11 protein-coding genes are annotated in these 15,688 nt (G+C 61.2%); 8 read left to right on the plus strand and 3 right to left on the minus strand.

Annotation, left to right across the window (positions count from 1 at the left end):
* On the minus strand, window positions 1–195 hold the full coding sequence (locus NTD85_RS10205; RefSeq protein ID WP_003226944.1) for a DUF6316 family protein: 195 nt from the start codon (window positions 193–195) through the stop codon (window positions 1–3).
* Window positions 196–404: 209 nt separating this feature from the next.
* Between NTD85_RS10205 and NTD85_RS10210 the strand changes: the two genes are divergently transcribed.
* Entirely contained in the window at window positions 405–1,364 is a 960-nt protein-coding gene (locus tag NTD85_RS10210; protein WP_262142066.1) for a DMT family transporter, read from the plus strand.
* 122 nt (window positions 1,365–1,486) lie between these two features.
* Here NTD85_RS10210 and NTD85_RS10215 read toward each other — a convergent pair whose 3' ends face one another.
* Window positions 1,487–2,881, minus strand: coding sequence for a class II fumarate hydratase (locus NTD85_RS10215; RefSeq protein WP_003226940.1), 1,395 nt, complete (start codon window positions 2,879–2,881; stop codon window positions 1,487–1,489).
* Between the two features lie 193 nt (window positions 2,882–3,074).
* Here NTD85_RS10215 and NTD85_RS10220 point away from each other — a divergent pair, with 193 nt between their 5' ends.
* From NTD85_RS10220 to NTD85_RS10240, 5 genes are all read left to right on the plus strand, one after another.
* Window positions 3,075–3,593, plus strand: a complete 519-nt coding sequence (locus NTD85_RS10220) for a DUF2059 domain-containing protein (RefSeq protein ID WP_003226938.1) — start codon at window positions 3,075–3,077, stop codon at window positions 3,591–3,593.
* A gap of 12 nt (window positions 3,594–3,605) precedes the next feature.
* The gene (locus NTD85_RS10225; RefSeq protein WP_003226935.1) at window positions 3,606–3,905 is read left to right on the plus strand and encodes a BolA family protein; all 300 of its coding nucleotides are present in this window, start codon (window positions 3,606–3,608) and stop codon (window positions 3,903–3,905) included.
* A gap of 238 nt (window positions 3,906–4,143) precedes the next feature.
* The gene (locus tag NTD85_RS10230) at window positions 4,144–5,085 is read left to right on the plus strand and encodes a rhodanese-related sulfurtransferase (RefSeq protein WP_262142067.1); all 942 of its coding nucleotides are present in this window, start codon (window positions 4,144–4,146) and stop codon (window positions 5,083–5,085) included.
* Between the two features lie 35 nt (window positions 5,086–5,120).
* On the plus strand, window positions 5,121–5,723 hold the full coding sequence (locus tag NTD85_RS10235; RefSeq protein WP_171061881.1) for a DsbA family protein: 603 nt from the start codon (window positions 5,121–5,123) through the stop codon (window positions 5,721–5,723).
* Window positions 5,716–7,533: an ABC transporter ATP-binding protein gene (locus NTD85_RS10240; protein ID WP_003226931.1), complete on the plus strand. Its 1,818-nt coding sequence runs from the start codon at window positions 5,716–5,718 to the stop codon at window positions 7,531–7,533. The genes NTD85_RS10235 and NTD85_RS10240 overlap by 8 nt, the downstream gene beginning before the upstream one ends.
* On the opposite strand, the gene NTD85_RS10245 is transcribed toward NTD85_RS10240, so the two are convergent.
* Window positions 7,534–12,156 carry a deaminase domain-containing protein gene (locus tag NTD85_RS10245; protein WP_262142068.1) on the minus strand — a complete coding sequence of 1,541 codons (4,623 nt, stop codon included), beginning with the start codon at window positions 12,154–12,156 and terminating at the stop codon, window positions 7,534–7,536.
* A gap of 175 nt (window positions 12,157–12,331) precedes the next feature.
* Between NTD85_RS10245 and NTD85_RS10250 the strand changes: the two genes are divergently transcribed.
* Together NTD85_RS10250 and NTD85_RS10255 are read left to right on the plus strand one after the other, a co-directional pair.
* On the plus strand, window positions 12,332–14,791 hold the full coding sequence (locus NTD85_RS10250) for an EAL domain-containing protein (protein ID WP_262142069.1): 2,460 nt from the start codon (window positions 12,332–12,334) through the stop codon (window positions 14,789–14,791).
* A gap of 79 nt (window positions 14,792–14,870) precedes the next feature.
* A complete protein-coding gene (locus NTD85_RS10255; protein WP_207199023.1) occupies window positions 14,871–15,632 on the plus strand; it encodes a TenA family transcriptional regulator in 762 nt (253 codons plus the stop codon).
* The last annotated feature ends 56 nt before the right edge of the window (window positions 15,633–15,688 follow it).

Here is a 15,688-nt window from a genome sequence, read left to right on the forward strand (position 1 = left end):
TCATCGGTTGGAGTCCACACCCTGCATCCGCGCGATATACGCCTGAATTTCCTGCTCAGCCTTTTCGGCGCTGTCGAACGGCCCCTCAAGGGTGTTCTCCCGCGTGCAGAAAAACAGCTCTCCATTGACCCGACACATCCGCTCGCTGCGAAAGTGTGTGGCGGGGGCGCTGTCCTGGGCGCGCATTCCGTACATGATCCGGCTCCTTGAGTGATCCGTTGCAGGGATCCAATCAGCTTATGCCTGAAGCACTTGGCGCGCCTCACCAGCCGATCAACGGCAAAGCGTCAATTTAATGCTGCGACCTGCACAGTTTCATTAGCGGCCTGGCCCGAACTGTCCCTGTGTTGCATCTGGCGCCGGGCCTAGAATGATCGCTCTCGTCAGCAGGCATTGGGGTTCGCATGCACATTTCATCCGGTCGCTGGGTCTACGGTCTGTTCCTGGCACTGCTGACGGCGGTTTTGTGGGGCATCCTGCCGATCAAGCTCAAGCAGGTGCTGCTGGTGATGGACCCGATCACGGTGACCTGGTTTCGCCTGTTGGTCTCCGGCGGCTGCCTGTTCATCTATCTGGCAGCCACGCGCCGCCTGCCGAGCCGCAAAGTGCTCGGTCCCCGCGGCGGCTGGCTGGTGTTGATGGCGGTGCTCGGGCTGGTAGGCAACTACGTGCTGTACCTGATGGGCCTCAATCTGCTCAGCCCCGGCACCGCACAACTGGTGGTGCAGATGGGGCCGATCATGTTGCTGATCGCCAGCTTGTTTGTGTTCAAGGAGCGCTTCAGCATCGGTCAGGGCATCGGGCTGGCGGTGTTGCTGATCGGCTTTGTGCTGTTCTTCAACCAACGGCTGGCCGAATTGCTCACCTCGTTGTCGGACTATACCGCCGGCGTATTGCTGGTGCTGTTGGCCTCGACGGTGTGGACCTTCTATGCACTGGGCCAGAAGCAATTGCTCACAGTGTGGAATTCGTTGCAGGTAATGATGGTGATCTACCTGTTCTGCGCGCTGTTGCTGACACCGTGGGTGCATCCGCTCGAAGCACTGGAACTGAGCCCGGTGCAGGGCTGGCTGCTGCTGGCGTGCTGCATGAATACCCTGATTGCCTATGGCGCATTTGCCGAGGCGCTGGCGCACTGGGAGGCTTCACGGGTCAGTGCGACGCTGGCGATCACGCCGCTGGTGACCTTTGGCGCGGTGGCGATTGCCGCCGCGGTGTGGCCGGAATATGTGCATGCCGAGCAGATCAATGGACTGGGTTATGGCGGGGCGGTGCTGGTGGTGCTGGGGTCGGCGCTGGTGGCGTTGGGGCCGTCGTTGATTGCCGGGTTGAAGGCGCGGCGGATGAAGATGGCTGCCTGTTAAACCGCGTTGGCCTTATTCGCGAGCAAGCTCGCTCCCACAATTGACCGCGATCCCATGTCAGGAATGCGATCGAATGTGGGAGCGGCTTGCTCGCGAAGGCGGCCTGTCAGGCGCTACAGGACTCAGCCCTTGGCGCCAGCCTCGATCATGTTCTCCGGCCGCACCCAGGCATCGAACTCTTCACTGGTCAGATACCCCAGCTGCAGCGCCGCCTCGCGCAAGGTCAGGCCTTCACCGTAAGCCTTCTTGGCGATTTCCGCCGACTTGTCGTAACCGATGTGCGGATTCAGCGCGGTCACCAGCATCAGACCGCGTTCCAGGTGCTGGGCCATGACCTGCGCGTCCGGTTCAAGACCGGCGATGCAGTGCTGCTGGAAGTTGCTGCAGCCATCGGCGAGCAGGCGGATCGATTGCAGCACATTGTGGATGATCACCGGTTTGTAGACGTTCAGTTGCAGGTGACCCTGACTCGCCGCGATGCCGATGGTGACATCGTTGCCCAACACCTGACAGGCCAGCATCGACAGCGCTTCGCACTGGGTCGGGTTGACCTTGCCGGGCATGATCGAACTGCCCGGTTCGTTGGCCGGCAGCCTCACTTCGGCCAAACCTGCGCGAGGACCGGAGCCGAGCAGACGCAGGTCGTTGGCGATTTTCATCAGCGCCACGGCGAGGGTCTTCAGGGCGCCGGACAGGCTGGTCAGCGGCTCATGCCCGGCCAGCGCGGCAAACTTGTTCGGCGCGGTGACGAACGGCAGCCCGGACAGCGCGGCGAGTTCCGCGGCAATCGCTTCGCCAAAGCCGTGCGGCGAATTCAGACCGGTGCCGACGGCAGTGCCGCCCTGCGCCAGTTCACACACCGCCGGCAGTGCTGCGCGGATCGCCCGTTCGGCGTAATCCAGCTGCGCGATGAACCCTGACAGCTCCTGACCGAAGGTGATCGGCGTCGCATCCATCATGTGCGTGCGGCCGGTCTTCACCAGTTTCATATGACGTGCGGCCAGTTCGGCCAGGCCGCCGGACAGCTCGGCGATCGCCGGCAGCAATTGCTCCTGCACGGCTTTGGCGGTGGCGATGCTCATGGCGGTGGGGAAGCAGTCGTTGGAGCTTTGCGAGCGGTTGACGTGATCGTTCGGGTGCACCGGCGACTTGCCGCCGCGCGGGTTGCCGGCCAGCTCGTTGGCTCGGCCGGCGATCACTTCGTTGACGTTCATGTTGCTCTGGGTGCCGCTGCCGGTCTGCCAGACCACCAGCGGAAACTGGTCGTCATGCTGACCGTCGAGCACTTCGTCGGCGGCTTGTTCGATCAGGCGGGCAATGTCGGCAGGCAGGTCGCCGTTGCGGTCGTTGACGCGGGCGGCGGCTTTCTTGATCAGGGCCAGGGCGTGCAGTACCGGCAGCGGCATGCGTTCCTGACCGATGGCGAAGTTGATCAGCGAGCGTTGCGTCTGAGCACCCCAGTAGGCGTCGTCCGGGACTTCGATCTGGCCCAGGCTGTCGGTTTCGATACGGCTCATCGTGCACACTCCTGTTGGTCTGTTTGCGCAGTTTAGGCCCGGTCGGGGCCAGGTGGTTCCATCGAGCCGATTGTTGACCGCTGCGGCATGGCCAATCAAGCGCGGCAAGGCTCGGGGGTTGAGCCGTGGCGTTATTCAGGCGCAGAATGGGCGCCCTTGGGGTTTTACCTCGCCTGCTAGAAAAGGAAACTCGATGACTCGTCTTCGTGCCATCTGTACCGCGGTTGCACTGGTTTGCGCCAGCGGCCAGGTGCTTGCCGATACCGCCAGCCACAACGCCAGTGCCGAAGCTTTCCTGACCCTGGCGCACGCGGACAAACTGGGTACGCCGGTTTACATGCAAGTGCAGCAAATGTTCGCCCAGCGCTTTGAACAGACCAAAGCCCCGGAATCCAAGAAAGCCGTACTGGAAACCTACCAGGCCAAGGCCAATGCCGCTCTGGACCAGGCCATCGGCTGGAACAAGCTCAAGCCTGACATGGTCAAGCTCTACACCAGCAACTTCAGCGAATCCGAGCTGAAAGACCTGGTCGCGTTCTACCAGTCGCCACTGGGCAAGAAAGTCCTGGAAAAAATGCCGCAGCTGACCCAGCAATCGGCCCAGATGACCCAGGCCAAGCTGGAAAGCGCCGTGCCGGTGGTCAACAAGCTGCTCGACGACATGACCAACGAGCTGGCACCGAAAGGCGCAGCCCCGGCCAAGAAGAAGTAAGCGGAGTTCGTGATGACCATGCAACAACGCATCGAATCGACGCTGGGCCTGCTGCAGCCTGAGCATCTGCAAGTGCTGGACGAAAGCCACATGCACAGTCGCGGGTTACAGACGCACTTCAAGGCAGTGGTGGTCAGCGCGCAGTTCGAAGGCCTGAACCGGGTCAAGCGCCACCAGAAAGTCTACGGCACGCTCGGCGAGCTGATGGGCGAGTTCCATGCGTTGGCGCTGCACACCTACACCCCGCAGGAATGGGCAGAAGTCGGCGCCGCCCCGGCGTCGCCGACCTGTGCCGGCGGTAGCAAACACTGAGGATTGCGAGGGCTGCTGTGGCGAGGGAGCTTGCTCCCGCTGGAGTGCGCAGCACTCCCAGGATCCGATTTTTGCGACTGCTTCGCAGCCGAGCGGGAGCAAGCTCCCTCGCCACAGGGTTTCGACAGATCCTAAAACTGCTGTGTTTTTGCTAGAATCCGCAACGCGCCGCTCAGCCGGCGCGTTTTTTTTGAATCCGGTTCACCCTTTGCGAGGGTAGCCACCTGGAGAATTACCCATGACACAACCGATTGTCGTGGCGGCACTGTATAAGTTCGTCACCCTCGAAGATTACGTTGACCTGCGCGAGCCACTGCTGCAAGCGATGGTCGACAACGGTATCAAAGGCACCCTGTTGATCGCCGAAGAAGGCATCAACGGCACGGTGTCCGGCAGCCGCGAAGGCATCGATGGCCTGCTCGCCTGGCTGAAGAACGACCCACGCATGATCGACATTGATCACAAAGAGTCGTACTGCGACGAGCAGCCGTTCTACCGCACCAAGGTCAAGCTGAAGAAAGAGATCGTCACCCTCGGCGTCGAAGGCGTGGACCCGAACAAAAAGGTCGGCATCTACGTTGAGCCGCAGGACTGGAACGCGCTGATCAGCGACCCGGAAGTGCTGCTGATCGACACCCGTAACGACTACGAAGTGGCGATCGGCACCTTCGAAGGCGCCATCGATCCGAAAACCACCAGTTTTCGCGAATTCCCTGATTACATCAAAGAACACTTCGACCCGGCCGTGCATAAGAAGGTCGCGATGTTCTGCACCGGCGGCATTCGCTGCGAGAAAGCCTCCAGCTACATGCTGGGCGAGGGTTTCGAAGGGGTTTACCACCTCAAGGGCGGCATCCTGAAGTACCTCGAAGAAGTGCCGCAGGAAGAAACCAAGTGGCAGGGCGACTGCTTCGTGTTCGACAACCGGGTGACCGTGCGTCACGACCTCAGCGAAGGCGACTACGATCAATGTCATGCCTGCCGCACACCGGTCAGTGTTGAGGATCGTGCTTCCGAACATTACGTGGCCGGCATCAGCTGCCCGCATTGCTGGGACAAGCTGAGCGAGAAAACTCGCCGCAGCGCCATCGATCGGCAGAAGCAGATCGAACTGGCCAAGGCGCGCAACATGCCGCACCCGATCGGCTACAACTATAAACAAGCATCCACCGAGGCTTAATCATGTCTGCGCGCCTGCTCTATGTGATGGACCCGATGTGTTCCTGGTGCTGGGGGTTCGCCCCGGTCGCCAAGGCATTGGTCGAGCAGGCGCAGGCAGCCGGCGTCGAGTTGCACCTGGTGGTCGGCGGGCTGCGCACCGGCAGCGGTGCGGCGCTGGAACCGACCACGCGGCGCTACATCCTCGAGCACTGGCAAGCGGTCACCGAGGCCACCGGCCAGCCGTTCAAATTCGACGGCGCGTTGCCCGACGGTTTCGTCTACGACACCGAGCCAGCCTGCCGGGCGATCGTCACCGCGCGCAGTCTGGCGCCGGATTGTGCGTGGACACTGGTCGGCCTGATCCAGCAGGCGTTTTACGCTGAAGGCCGCGATGTCACCCAGGCCAGCGTGTTGGTCGAGCTGGCGGAGCAGGCCGGCGTGCCGCGTATCGAATTTGCCGCGCTGTTCGATCATGCCGATCAGCACAAAGCGACTCAGGCTGATTTCAGCTGGGTGCAGGATCTGGGCATCGCCGGGTTCCCGACCCTGCTCGCCGAGCGCAACGGCCAACTGGCGCTGTTGACCAACGGCTATCAACCGCTCAGCGAACTCTCGCCGCTGCTTGGTCGCTGGCTGGAGCGCGCCGCCTGTGCCTGACTTGGCCGATGACACGCCAGCCGTAAAGCGTGTCGACCGGCTGAGCTGGGCAGAAGTCCGGCGTCTGGCGCTACATCACAAAAAATCCCTGTGGATCGCCAACGGCGTGGCCGTGCTGGCGACGCTGTGCAGCGTGCCGATTCCGTTGCTGCTGCCATTGCTGGTGGACGAAGTCCTGCTCGGCCATGGCGACGCTGCGTTGAAAGTCATGAACCATGTGTTGCCGTCGATGTGGCAACAGGCGGCGGGTTACATCGGCCTGATGCTGGTGGTCACTCTGACCTTGCGTTGCAGTGCCCTGTGCTTTGGCGTGTTGCAGGCGCGGCTGTTTGCGCGGCTGGCCAAGGACATCGTCTACCGCATTCGTGTGCGGCTGATCGAGCGCCTGAAAAGGATTTCCCTCGGCGAATACGAAAGCCTCGGCAGCGGCACCGTGACCACGCATCTGGTCACTGACCTCGACACTCTCGACAAGTTTGTCGGCGAAACCCTCAGTCGTTTTCTGGTGGCGATGCTGACCCTGGTCGGCACCGCCAGCATTCTGATGTGGATGCACTGGAAACTGGCGCTGCTGATCCTGTTGTTCAATCCGCTGGTGATCTACGCCACGGTGCAGTTGGGCAAGCGGGTCAAGCACCTGAAGAAACTCGAGAACGACAGCACCTCGCGTTTCACTCAGGCCCTGAGCGAAACCCTCGATGCCATCCAGGAAGTGCGCGCCGGCAACCGCCAGGGCTTCTTCCTCGGGCGCCTCGGATTGCGCGCGCAGGAAGTGCGCAACTACGCGGTCAACTCGCAGTGGAAAACCGACGCTTCGAACCGTGCCAGCGGTCTGCTGTTCCAGTTCGGTATCGACATCTTTCGCGCGGCGGCGATGCTCACCGTGCTGTTCTCCGACCTGTCGATCGGCCAGATGCTCGCGGTGTTCAGTTACCTGTGGTTCATGATCGGTCCGGTCGAACAACTGCTCAATCTGCAATACGCCTACTACGCGGCGGGCGGGGCGCTGGCACGGATCAACGAACTGCTGGCGCGGGCCGACGAGCCGCAATATCCCGGGGGTGTCGATCCGTTCAAGGGCCGGGAAACCGTGGGCATTGAGGTGCAGGGGTTGAGCTTCGGTTACGGCGACGAGCTGGTGGTGGACCAGATGAACCTGTCCATCGCCCCCGGTGAGAAAGTCGCGATTGTCGGCGCCAGCGGCGGCGGCAAAAGCACTTTGGTGCAACTGTTGTTGGGGCTGTACACGCCGTTGTCCGGGACCATCCGTTTCGGCGGTTCGACCCAGCAGGAAATCGGCCTCGAACTGATTCGCGAAAACGTCGCGGTGGTGCTGCAACACCCGGCGCTGTTCAACGACAGCGTGCGCGCCAACCTGACCATGGGCCGTGATCGCAGCGACGAAGCCTGCTGGCAGGCGCTGGAAATCGCCCAACTGGAAGCGACGATCCGCGCCTTGCCCGACGGTCTGGACAGCATCGTCGGACGTTCCGGCGTACGCCTCTCCGGTGGTCAGCGCCAGCGTCTGGCGATTGCGCGGATGATCCTCGCCGAACCGAAAGTGGTGATTCTCGACGAGGCTACTTCGGCCCTCGACGCCGCCACCGAATACAACCTGCATCAGGCCATGGCGCGCTTCCTCAGCGGCCGCACCACGCTGATCATTGCCCATCGCCTGTCAGCGGTGAAGCAGGCAGACCGTGTGCTGGTGTTCGACGGCGGGCAGGTGGCCGAGGATGGCGACCACCAGCAACTGATCGCCGATGGCGGTCTCTACGCCAAGCTTTACGGCCACTTGCAGCGCCTGTAATCAGGCCCAGAGCACTTGCAATGCGGCATCCCCGCCGTCATGGGCGAACTGTTTCATCAGCACCGAACAGGACCTGCACGGCTCCAGGGTCGTCGCGATGTCGATGGAGCGGTACTCCGCGGGATCGGGATATTTTTCGCGCAGGACCCGAATCAGCTTGCTTTCACTGTCCAGTGAAGTCGGGCGAAAGGTTTTTGTCTGCTCATAGGCCTCCAACTCCTTGATCGTCAGCGGCACGGCCAGCAGGTGCTCCTGTTCGTTCACGTCCAGCGAGGTTCGCGGAAAGCTCGGGTTGTAGTCGATATTGATGTAGGTCGTTTGGCCAATGCGCACAGATTCGGGGCCCAGGTGCCGAAACAACGGCAAGCGCTGGGTGGTGCCCTGGGCACCGGAAACGCTGACGTAGATTTCCCGCTGGCCGCTCGCAGTGATGACTTCGGCGTAGGCAATGTTGCGCATGTTGGACGTTTTTTCACTCACAGGCAGCAGTTTCTGTAGCTCGCGCATGGCGTTATCGATGCGCAGCGCTGTTTTTTTGATCCCGGTAATGGTCGACGACAAGAACAGGGTTTCGAAAATTTCTGCGGTTTTGAGTTGAAAGGCTGCCGGTGCGTCTTTTTTACGCGACCAGGTCGCGGCCCCTTCAGGCAACTGGGCAACGATCATCCGGGTCAATTCATCGAACATCACCGCCTCGCCCGGGCTGGTGTCGAGCTTCAGCCATTTCATGTTGGCGGGAGGATTGGCCGTGCCGCCGATGGGGATCGCGATCCGTTCCATGGTGCGCACCGCACGCTGCACTTTTTCCAGACCGTGCAGGCGCACCATGGTGTTGGCATGCAGCGAGCCGGAGTAGGCCCTCACCAGTTCCGAGCCGCATGTGCCCTCGGCCAGCTCTTGCTCGGAGAGACGATTAAAGGTCAATCGATTGGGCGGTACTTCGCCTTTGGCGATGGTGGCCTGGTAGTTCTCCATGCGATTGACCCGGAAGAATACGTAGTCGGCCGAGTCGTCGATGGCCGGCACCAGGATTGCGCCGACCTGATGCGAATCATCGATCCCCTCATACGTGCCGCCAGTCTTGATCCGGGCAAAAATCCCTTTGCGAAACTGCAGCGTTGCTTGAATCTGCTGCCTCGGCACCAGACTGCCACTCCTGAACCCAAGGTGGCTGAGGTCGCCAGTGAGCAGTTTCGGTCTGTTGTCGATGATCTGGTAAAGCTTGGCATCGACCGCCAGGAACGTGCCTCGTTGTCCGGGCAAGTCGCCAGGCTCCGAGATCCGCTCGCCGAACCATGGCGCGTAGCCTTTTTCCTTGTCGATGGAGCCGAGCGGTGGCACAGGTGCCGGCTCGCCGGTGATGTAACTGACGCGGCAATCACCCCCGCTACCCGGCGCACGGCGGATCCGGCAGGGCAGCGCGGTCCAGTGCGTACTTTCGTCGAGCAGATCGACCCGGCGCAGTTCATCGCCGTCGAGTCGGTAGGGCACGTCGTCGATCAGCAACGTGGTACGCCCGTCGACCTCAGGCAGGTGCTCTATTCGGCTGTTTTGCGGCAGTTCGATGACGATCTGCTCATCGCCTTTGCGGGTGCCACTGTAGTGCGAGCGACCCAGCGACAGGTCGTGGTCCTGCACGGTCAGCCGGGGGCCGTAGGGCTGGCCAGAGAACGGATCCAGCACGTGATGGCGCGTGCCGTCCACCGCCACATTGCGCACCGGTACGTCATCAATGCCCTTGACCACCGCGAGTTGGTCGGCCTGACTCAGCGGTTTCCAGTGTCCCGCCTCAAGCGTCTGCGGCAACCCCTGCAAAAGATCATAGCTGCCGCTCCTGCCGGCGAGTCTTTTCAGGCGCGACACGGCGAGGCGTTCGGCATGCGCCACGGCCCGCACCGCACCGTGGGTGCCGCGCAACGCGAGCTTGAGCAGGGCGGGGGCGGCGTCCAGTGGATTGAGGTTGCGCAGGCTGGAAACCAGCAGGGTTTTGCTCAGTTGCGCCATGCTCGGCAGCGCCGCGCGAATCGCCAGTTTGCCGGCCGAGACCGCCAGGCGAATACTTCCGGCGACGAATTTGCCCAGGGGAATCGCGAACGAAACGATGTCGAGCAGCAAGCCGATGGCCCCCAGCAGGCGTGTGCCGGGCTTGTCCGATTGCAGATCGTCGAGGCTGCCCCAGAACGGAATGAAGGCTTTGAGTACGTGGATCCAGTGTTGCTTTTTGTCCTCTCGCTCGAAGCGGGTTTCTCCCCATGCTTCTCGGCGCAGTGCCTGCTCGTCGATGTAGAGCAACCGGGTGGCGATGAAACGGCTGATCTGTGCGGTCCGTGCCGAGGTGAAGGTCAGACTCGGCAGGCTCTCGTGATGGACGGGAGGCAGCGCTGACGCTTTGAGGGCGTCGCCCAGCGGCTCAAGAATCGCCGTGCATTTGGCGCCGGTTTTGGGGGGCGCGCCGTCCTTGTGCGCATTGCGATCGAACGGCAGCGTGCGTGCGACGATACGGGTGATGCTCTGGCCTTTGGTTCTGCCGCGTTTTGGCGGCAGGGGCGGTATGCGTTGACCACCGATATGCCACGTCGTCACGTCCCCGCGCTTGCGGATGATGCCGGCGCGAGGCAGGCATTCGTAGAAATGTGAGACTGTCTGATAAGTCGCCTGCAGCACGAAGCCCATGCGCATGCGCAGCGGCAGGTGAATCTCGGCGGTTTCGAGGTCGGCATGCAAGTGCCGGGTCTCGTTCCTGAGGCTGAGAATCCGTACTTCGCCGTGCTCCAGGGCGCGTCGGTCGGCCGAGGGCAGGGTGACCAGCAGGCTTTTGATCAGGTATTCATAAGCGGCTCGGGTATCGCTCAGGTATTTGTCGAACTGCTCGTCGAATGCTTTTTTGACATCGGGCAATTTGCGCTTGCGTGGAAATCGCGACAGCGGCCGCCCCGGGCCTTTGCTGGCGACGAAACCGCTGTCGAGTGTGCGCTCGGCGCTCAGACTGATCCATTCCTGGGCGCTCTTGCCGTCGTCGCTGACATACCACTTCATGCCGGGTTCGAGCCCGCCGCTGGCATAGACCTCTAGCAGCGGCCAGGCGGGCTGCTTCACGTCCGGGGTGTCGATAATGCTGCGGCGCACGCGCCCGGTGTCTTGATGAGGGTGGCGCTTGAGCTGAGTGGTGCTGTGTTCGTACAGGTCGTTGGCCAGCGCGCGCTCCAGCATTTGTTTCGCCAGGGGCAGGCGTTGCGGTGGTTCGACATCCAGTTGCAGGATCGCCGTGTTCATCTGCTTGCGGTGATCCTCCAGCGCTTGCAGGGCGAGGGTCGCGGTGGGTGCTTCGTCTGAAGGTGCCAATGCGCCGGTCGCCAGGGCCCAGGTCTGCGCAGCCGCCACGCGTGAGACGGCGATCAGGGCTTGCAGGTCGTGGCTGGCGTGTTCGCTTTTCTTCAGCGGCAGGCCGACCAGTTGTTCAAAGTTCAGAAAGTGCAGCAGCTCTGGATCAAGGGCATGGGCGAGGTGGACGCCATGCACGAAATTGACCCAGACCGCCGAGCTGGCGTAGGGCAAGTCGTCCGGAATGTCGCGCACCTGAAACTCCAGCGGAAACCGCGTCAGGCAAAGCCATCCCAACAGGTGTTGCTCGGTTTCTGTCGAAGTCCGCTTTGAGGTATCGAGATGGAACAAAAAATCCCGGCGGATGGCTGCGTAGCTTTTCCCATATTGCGCGCGAGATTGCGGGGCGAAACCGGCGACTTGGGGCGAGCCGCGCTCTTCGGGCACCTCGTACCACAGGCACAGCGCTTCGAGCAGCAGGCGCGCGCCGATGTCCGGGACGGTCTGTTCATCGGCTCGGGCGCCGTACCACTGCAGTTTTTGCAGCAGGCGCTGGCCCAGATCCCGGGCCTGGGCGCTGTCGAGCAGGCGTTCCAGGCAAGTGGCGGGATGCCTGGCAATCTGCATGCGCGTCAGCGAGGGGGTTGTCGCATCGGCCAGGCAATCGAGGGCCGACAGGGTTTTACCGTTGAGCCAATCGCCGATTACATCGTGGATCGCCGCTTTATCGTCCGCACTCATCAATATTGCGAGCGCAGGGGCCTGGCGCAGATTCAGGCGGTGGCTGGCGCGCTGTTCTTCGACGGCGTCGATCAGACTGGTCAGCGCCAGGGCATCCACGGTGCCCTGCAAGGTGAACCCGGACTCGCGCAACAGCTGCGACAGCGGCAGCAGCCTGTCGGAACGCAGGTGTGCGCCTATACTCAGCAACGCTTGGTGGAAGCGGCGAATCGCCGCCGATGCCTTGGCCATGTCCTTGAGGGTATGGCTGGCAACGCTTTGATCGCGACGGGTGAAGGTAAAGCTGCATTGATCGGCCACGGCGCTGACTTGCAGCAGTGAGCCTTTGGACGCTTGCAGATGCGCGGTCAAGGCGGGTGCGCCGCTGTCTGCGAACAGTGCTTGCAGCAGGTTTTGCGTCTGGTCATGGGCTGTACCCAGACGTGAATGGGTCTGGGGCGCGAGGTAATAGGTCTCCAGTGAACTCGAAGCGCTGAGCACGGCGCGCAGGGCGCTGGTCATTGCGCGGTATTCGCTCTGTTGGGCAGTATGGCGTTGCAGCGCGGAAGCAGGTGACGGCATGGGAAACGGCTCTTGAATGATTGAAAGCCGTCAGTGTCGAAGTATCGCTGACCCGGGGTGCGGTACATATGTATCGTCGCTTGAAAGTGTTCCGGCTTGCCGGAAGGGGGATCGCCCCCTAGTCTGGCTCTAGCGGTCTCCTCTTGATGATGGCAGTGCATGTGCAAAGGACCTCATGAAGCAAAAAAGGACTCTCGGAACGCCACGGTTGTTGGGCATCGTCTGGCCATTTATTGCCGTCGTGTTATTTCAGGCTTTATTGGGGGGCGTGAGTCTTTACGTCCTGTCGGCCGTTCGCGGCTATGTCGCCGGTGAAAGTCTTTGGTCCAAGGGCCAGAAGGACGCCATCTATTATCTGAACCTCTACGCCGACAGCCGTGACGAGGCGATCTTCCTCAAGTACAAGGAAGCGATTGCCGTGCCGCAGGGTGGTCACCAGTTGCGCCTGGCGCTCGATCGTCAACCGCCGGATTTGCAGGCAGCGCGCGAAGGGATTCTCAAGGGCGGCAACCACCCCGACGACGTCTCGAGCCTGATCTGGCTGTACCTCAATTTCCGCCATTTCAGTTATCTGGAAACCGCGATCGACCGTTGGACGATTGGCGATGCCTATCTGGTCGAGCTGGACAATGTCGCTCGCGAGATGCATCAGCGTATCAGCGACAACGCTGCGACGCCGGCTGACATTCAGCGCTGGAAGGCGCGGATTTTCGCCATCAATGACGGTGTGACACCGGCGGCCAGAGCGTTCAGCGATGCTTTGGGCGAAGGCTCGCGGATGATCCTGCGCCTGCTGTTGTTCACCAACCTGGCCACAGCGCTGGGGTTGATCGTGCTGGCATTGTTGCGCACCCACAAACTGCTCAAGCAGCGCCATGCCTTTGCCCAGGCGCTGCAGATGGAGAAGGATCGGGCGCACATCACTCTGCAATCGATTGGCGACGGGGTGATCACCACCGATGTCAACGGCGCGATCGATTACATGAACCCGGCGGCCGAAGCCATGACGCACTGGAAGTCCGAGCACGCAGCGGGGCTGCCGCTGGCCGCGTTGTTCAATCTCCTGGACGACAACGCGCAGGCCGAAGGGCTGACGCTGATCGAACATATTCTCAGCGGCCAACTGGTCGGCGGCAGCGAGCACTCCAAGCTGATCCAGCGCCTGGACGGCAGTACGGTTTCTGTGACGCTGGTGGGCGCGCCGATCCGCAATGCCGAGAAAGTCAGTGGCACGGTGCTGGTGCTGCATGACATGACTCAGGAACGGCAGTACATCGCCAACCTGTCGTGGCAGGCGACCCACGATGCCCTGACCGGTCTGGCCAACCGCCGCGAATTCGAGTATCGCCTGGAGCAGGCCCTGCACAACCTGACGCGCCAGCCCGGTCGGCATGCGCTGATGTTCCTTGATCTGGACCAGTTCAAACTGGTCAACGACACCTGTGGTCACGCCGCCGGCGATGAGTTGCTGCGGCATATCTGCACGCTGTTGCAATCGGGCTTGCGCGAGAGCGACACCCTCGCGCGGCTCGGCGGTGACGAGTTCGGTATTCTGCTGGAGAACTGCGCCCCGGAAGCCGCCGAGAAAATCGCCGAGAGCCTGCGCCAGACCGTGCAGAACCTGCACTTCGTATGGAAGGGGCGGCCGTTCCTGACCACCGTGAGTCTCGGTCTGGTGCACATCGCCCAGACCCCGACCACCCTCGAAGCGTCATTGCGCGCGGCCGACATGGCTTGCTACATGGCCAAGGAAAAGGGTCGCAACCGGGTGCAGGTCTATCACGCCGATGATTCCGAACTGTCCCTGCGTTTCGGCGAAATGGCCTGGGTGCAGCGCCTGCACATGGCACTGGAAGAAAACCGCTTCTGCCTTTATGCCCAGGAAATCGCTCCGCTGGGTTCCACGGCGGAGGGCGGCGGGCACATCGAAATACTCTTGCGTCTGCATGACGAGGCAGGGCGGATGATCTTGCCGGACAGTTTCATCCCGGCGGCCGAACGATATGGCCTGATGAGTCAACTGGACCGTTGGGTCGTCGAGAATGTTTTTAAAGTCATTGCCCAATGTATTGCCGAACAACATGAAGGTCCGTTGGCAATGTGTGCGATTAATCTTTCAGGCATTACTATCGGAGATGACGCGTTCTTGCACTTCCTGCGTGAACAGTTTGTCGTTTACGCCATACCACCTGAAATGATTTGTTTTGAAATTACTGAAACCAGTGCAATTGCAAATCTCGGGAGTGCAATTCGATTTATTAATGAACTCAAAGGCTTAGGTTGTTACTTCTCCCTTGATGACTTTTGTGCCGGAATGTCTTCATTCGCTTATTTGAAACATTTGCCTGTAGACTTCCTGAAGATCGACGGGAGTTTCGTAAAGGATATGCTGGACGACCCGATTAACCGCGCTATGGTCGAAGTGATCAATCACATCGGGCATGTCATGGGTAAGCAGACAATTGCCGAGTTTGTCGAGACAACCCAGATCGAGCAGGCATTGCTTGAAATCGGGGTGGATTACGCTCAGGGTTATGTCATCGAACGCCCGCAGTTGTTTACCTGCGACAGTTTGCAAAGTCGGCCCGCCAGACCGCAGCCGTTGTTGTTCAAGGCGCCTGGCACGTTCCGTTGAAATCTCTTGCCGATCCTTACAATCACAAATCAAAAGGAGCCGAACAGTGATCGACACATTCAACCGAACCGGACCACTCATGGAAGCTGCAAGTTATCCTGCCTGGGCACAACAGCTCATTACGGATTGCAGCGAGAGCAAGCGCCGGGTTGTCGAACATGAACTGTACATGCGCATGCGCGATAACAAGCTCAGCGCGAAAACCATGCGCCAGTACCTGATCGGGGGCTGGCCAGTTGTTGAACAGTTTGCGTTGTATATGGCACAGAACCTGACCAAGACCAAGTTTGCCCGTCATCCTGGGGAGGATATGGCGCGCCGCTGGCTGATGCGCAACATCCGTGTCGAACTCAATCATGCCGACTACTGGCTGAACTGGAGTCGCGCGCATGGCGTCAGCCTGGAGGATCTGCAGGCCCAGCAAGTCCCGCCGGAACTGCATGCCCTGAGTCACTGGTGCTGGCATACGAGCTCGGCCGATTCGCTGATCGTCGCCATCGCCGCCACCAACTACGCCATCGAGGGTGCGACCGGGGAGTGGTCGGCGCTGGTCTGCTCTACCGGGGTGTACGCCGCGGCGTTCCCGGAAGAAGACCGCAAGCGTGCGATGAAGTGGCTGAAGATGCATGCCCAGTACGACGACGCCCACCCATGGGAAGCGCTGGAAATCATCTGCACACTGGCAGGCATGAACCCGAGCAAGGCGCTGCAGACCGAACTGCGTCAGGCGGTGTGCAAGAGCTACGACTACATGTACCTGTTCCTTGAGCGCTGCATGCAACTGGAAACCGCCGAGCGGGCGTTGCATGGACGTGAGCGTCGGGCACTCGTAGAGAGCTGATCCAAGGTCTTACCCAAAGCAAAAATGTGGGAGCGGGGGGGGGGGGGGGGGGGGGG

Source organism: Pseudomonas sp. 13B_3.2_Bac1 (genome assembly GCF_025466205.1).
Lineage (GTDB): Bacteria > Pseudomonadota > Gammaproteobacteria > Pseudomonadales > Pseudomonadaceae > Aquipseudomonas > Aquipseudomonas fluorescens_H.

Bases quoted from the DNA above. Each gene is read 5' to 3' on its own strand.
- NTD85_RS10250 (WP_262142069.1), top strand. From the start codon at position 12,332: ATGAAGCAAAAAAGGACTCTCGGAACGCCACGGTTGTTGGGCATCGTC.
- NTD85_RS10255 (WP_207199023.1), top strand. From the start codon at position 14,871: ATGGAAGCTGCAAGTTATCCTGCCTGGGCACAACAGCTCATTACGGAT.
- NTD85_RS10230 (WP_262142067.1), top strand. From the start codon at position 4,144: ATGACACAACCGATTGTCGTGGCGGCACTGTATAAGTTCGTCACCCTC.
- NTD85_RS10205 (WP_003226944.1), bottom strand. From the start codon at position 195: ATGTACGGAATGCGCGCCCAGGACAGCGCCCCCGCCACACACTTTCGC.
- NTD85_RS10225 (WP_003226935.1), top strand. From the start codon at position 3,606: ATGACCATGCAACAACGCATCGAATCGACGCTGGGCCTGCTGCAGCCT.
- NTD85_RS10245 (WP_262142068.1), bottom strand. From the start codon at position 12,156: ATGCCGTCACCTGCTTCCGCGCTGCAACGCCATACTGCCCAACAGAGC.
- NTD85_RS10215 (WP_003226940.1), bottom strand. From the start codon at position 2,881: ATGAGCCGTATCGAAACCGACAGCCTGGGCCAGATCGAAGTCCCGGAC.
- NTD85_RS10235 (WP_171061881.1), top strand. From the start codon at position 5,121: ATGTGTTCCTGGTGCTGGGGGTTCGCCCCGGTCGCCAAGGCATTGGTC.
- NTD85_RS10210 (WP_262142066.1), top strand. From the start codon at position 405: ATGCACATTTCATCCGGTCGCTGGGTCTACGGTCTGTTCCTGGCACTG.
- NTD85_RS10220 (WP_003226938.1), top strand. From the start codon at position 3,075: ATGACTCGTCTTCGTGCCATCTGTACCGCGGTTGCACTGGTTTGCGCC.